Below are 3,786 nucleotides of genomic sequence, written 5' to 3' on the forward strand. Positions count from 1 at the left end.
AGCCTTCATTTGTCAAATGAAATGGTTCACGATGTGTTGAGCCTTTCCAATTACTGATAATAAGTGTCACAGTAGGGTCACTCCGAATGGAGGGAGTGGCATTTCTGCAATTCAGGATATGACTTTCTTGTCACAGCGTGCGTATCCGTGTCATCCGTACGATCCGTGTTCTATCAAATAATACTCAATAATACACTTAACCGATAACAAATGAATAAATATTAGGTTCTTGACTATAAATAAATTATCAGTTATGTATTAACAAGGTTTTGCAGATGACAGATCAAGTACTCTGGGAACAGATATGCAGCAATCAGAATCTCAAATTAGCATGGAATAGAGTCAAAGAAAATAAGGGAAGTCCCGGCGTTGATTCCATAACCCTGGAAGAGTTTGAGAAAAACCTGGACAATAATTTAAACCTCTTACAAAAAGAACTTGAAAATGGAGATTTCAAGCCACTCCCTGTATTGCGGATCTACCTGGATAAAGAAGATGGTACCAGACGCCCGATCGGGATCCCTCCTGTCAGGGATCGGGTCGTGCAGCAGGTCCTGCATTCAGTCCTATCCCCGATCTTCGAAGAAGAGTTTCTTGATTGCAGTTTTGCGTACCGTCCCGGCAGGTCAGCTTTGGAGGCCATTGATAAGGTGGAAGCATTAATTAACAAAGGGAATAAATGGGTTCTTGATGGAGACATTAAGAAATTCTTTGATTCAATTGACCATGATCTGCTTCTCAGTCTTGTGGCCGGAAGAGTTTCCGATGACAGCGTTTTAAGGTTGATCAGGAAATTTCTGAAGACAGGGTTTTTCGACAATATGAGCATCCATGAGGAATATTTTGGCATAACCCAGGGTAGTGCAATCTCACCTCTTTTAGCTAATATTTATCTTCATAACTTTGATGTGGAAATAAACGTGAGAGGTTATCATCTGATCAGGTACGCAGATGACTTCCTCATTCTTGAGGATTCCCAGGAAAGAACTGGCAAGGCTTTGGCTGATACAGCCGTTATTTTAAGGGAATTAAAACTTGACCTGAACGAAAATAAGACAAAGATTATCCCTGTTGCAGAAGGTTTTGTTTTTCTTGGTTATTATATCGATGATAAAGGAAAGGGGCCGGGTAAAAAAGCCATTAATGCTATTAACCGGAAGTTAAAGGAGATTAACCAGGCAAATAAGAATAGAAATTTTGGTGAGAGCATTGAAGATCTGAAGGAAAGCATAAGACGATGGAGCAGTTATTTCCATACATGCAGAGGAATAGAGCTACAAAATCCGCTTATTTTAATTGCCTTAATAGAAATGAGTATAAAACTGGGTGATGAGGAATATGCAGGGAAGCTTCTCGAAAAACGAAAAGATCTTACTATTGATCAGGCTGATATTTACTTTCGGTTAGGACATGTGGCACAAACCCTGGGATTGAGGGAGGCAGCCCTTGATAATTTTTCTCAGGCTTTAGCCCTTGATGCGGATCACTTCCAGGCAAAAGAGTCCCTGAAACAGTTACAGTTAGTAGATGAGGATATTTATGCTTCTATCGAAAGATTGAAAAAGCTCATCCATTTCTGTCCTGATCTGGCTCAACCTTATCGGGACCTGGCTTATTGCTATGCTGAACTCGGAGAATACGGTCAGGCCCGGGAATCATACCAACAGGCATTAAAGTTTGAGATTGAAGCAATACCTGAAGAAAAACCCATAACTCCCCCACAATCAGTAGAAGTACCGCAGTTGATCTTTTCTGATGAGGATGTATTAATTTTCTCGTCTCTGTTCAAAGGAAAGGCAGGTTTTTTTGCACGCCAGTGGGTTAATGAGATCGGAAGGAGGGGATTTGCTCCGGTATCTCATTCATTGAACACGGAAGATATAAAACATCACTTCAGTGGTAACGAGACCTTAGGGTTATATTTATTAAATGCTGAAAACCAGGTTTTTCTCGCTGTTATAGATATAGATATTGACAAAAAAGCTCTCCTGGAATATGCAAACAATGAGGAGGAAACCGGAAGGTTACATAACCTCACACACCAGGATGCTGTAGAGATAGCTGGTGTGTGCGATGATCTGGACATTCCGGTAGTGATCGAAGATAGTGGTTACAAAGGACGACATCTGTGGTTTTTCTTTGGTGACCCTATACCTGCCAAATTAGCCAGGATCTTCCTGAAATTTATCACTGAGAAAGCAGGTAAACCCAGTGGCGGGATACACTGGGAGATTTTCCCGAACCTTGATAAAGTACGGGGAAAAGGATTCGGACCACTGATCAAACTCCCTTTAGGAATCCATAAAAGGACCAACCGCAGATGCCACCTGCTTGATCGTGAAGGCACACCTTTACCAGACCAGATGGTGGTTCTCTCACAGATCAAACATATTACCCGGCAGAGGTTAGAAGAACTTCTGCTGACCTACACAGTTAAACCAAAGGCATCTCCTCTTACGGATAAAAAAGAAGAATCACCTTTAGTGGAGAACCTGCTTTCTGGCTGTAATGTGATCAATTATTTGGTGAACAAGGCCAGGGATACACATTATCTTAATAATTCCGAGCGCATTACCCTGCTTTATACACTTGGCCACCTTGGGCAGGAAGGGAAAGATTTCCTGCATAAGGTTATCAGCAATTGTATAAATTATGATTATGACTACACTGAAAAGCAGATCAGGAAGATGAAGTCTTCCCCGATCAGTTGTCCTAAGATCAAAGAAAAACATGAGGACTTTGCCCTGGATCTGGGATGTAACTGTAATTTCAGGATCCCATATAAGGGTTATCCTTCACCTGTGCTCCATGCTTTTAAGCAGCCTAAAACATGGCCTTTTCAATCTCCTCCTCTCAATGAAAAAAGCACTATCACCCAGGATAACATCACCATTCCTGAGAGTATCAGCGGGGACCTGAAGAAATACATTGAGCTAAAAAAGCAGCTGGGAGGAGTTGAAAAAAGTATTCACCGTATTGAGGAGGAGATGTCTTCTTATTTTGACAAAGCAGGAACTGAGAGTATAATTACTGAATATGGTCTGCTTGAGAGAAAAAGAAAAGCAGGCAATAAATTTGAATGGACGATCAAGCTGTGAGGAATTTATTTGGCTACACTATACCTGACCGAGCAAGGCTCGAAGCTGAGAAAGACATCGAAGAGGCTTGTGGTAGAGAAATATGGCGACACATTACTTGAAGTCCCGGCCTATGGGATAGACCGTGTTCTTATTTTTGGAGCAGTCCAGATCAGCACCCAGGCTATCAGCTTCCTGCTGGAAAGCGGGATCGATGTGAGTTTCCTTTCCATACATGGCAAACTTAAAGGCAAGCTGACTCCGGTCCAGTCAAAAAATGTATTCTTAAGGCTGGCCCAATATGACCGGTATAAGGATGATGAATTCAAGCCGGTGATTGCAAGGAATATCCTTGAAGCAAAGCTGAAGAACCAGCGTACTCTTATCCTGCGCTATCAAAGGAATCACCCTGAAGCGGATTTCTCTGTTGAACTTGATACAATTTCAAATTCGATATCCTCACTTGACCATACTAAAAAAATATCTTCGCTAAGGGGTCTTGAAGGTGCAAGCAGCAAAGCTTACTTCCATTGTTATTCCAAAATGCTATCACTTGATTTTACATTTGATAAGAGGACGAAACATCCGCCATTGGATCCAACCAATGCTCTTTTGAGCCTGGGATATGTGCTTATTACCAATGAGATCGGGGGCCTGGCAGAGTCTACCGGTTTTGATCCTTTTATTGGCTTTTTGCATAGTCTGAGAT

General features: G+C 41.7%; 2 protein-coding genes. Both read left to right on the forward strand.

The features are described from left to right. The first annotated feature begins 275 nt into the window (after positions 1 to 275). Complete coding sequence (ltrA, locus tag IBX40_11830; GenBank protein ID MBE0525002.1) at positions 276 to 3,098, forward strand: group II intron reverse transcriptase/maturase; 2,823 nt, start codon at positions 276 to 278, stop codon at positions 3,096 to 3,098. A 9-nt stretch (positions 3,099 to 3,107) separates the two neighbouring features. Then, positions 3,108 to 3,786, forward strand: a 679-nt coding sequence (cas1, locus tag IBX40_11835; protein MBE0525003.1) for a CRISPR-associated endonuclease Cas1, incomplete at its 3' end; no start/stop codon positions are given.

The organism is Methanosarcinales archaeon, from assembly GCA_014859725.1.
Lineage (GTDB): Archaea > Halobacteriota > Methanosarcinia > Methanosarcinales > Methanocomedenaceae > Kmv04.

Coding starts and splice junctions, on each gene's coding strand:
- ltrA (MBE0525002.1), top strand. CDS start 276: ATGACAGATCAAGTACTCTGGGAACAGATATGCAGCAATCAGAATCTC.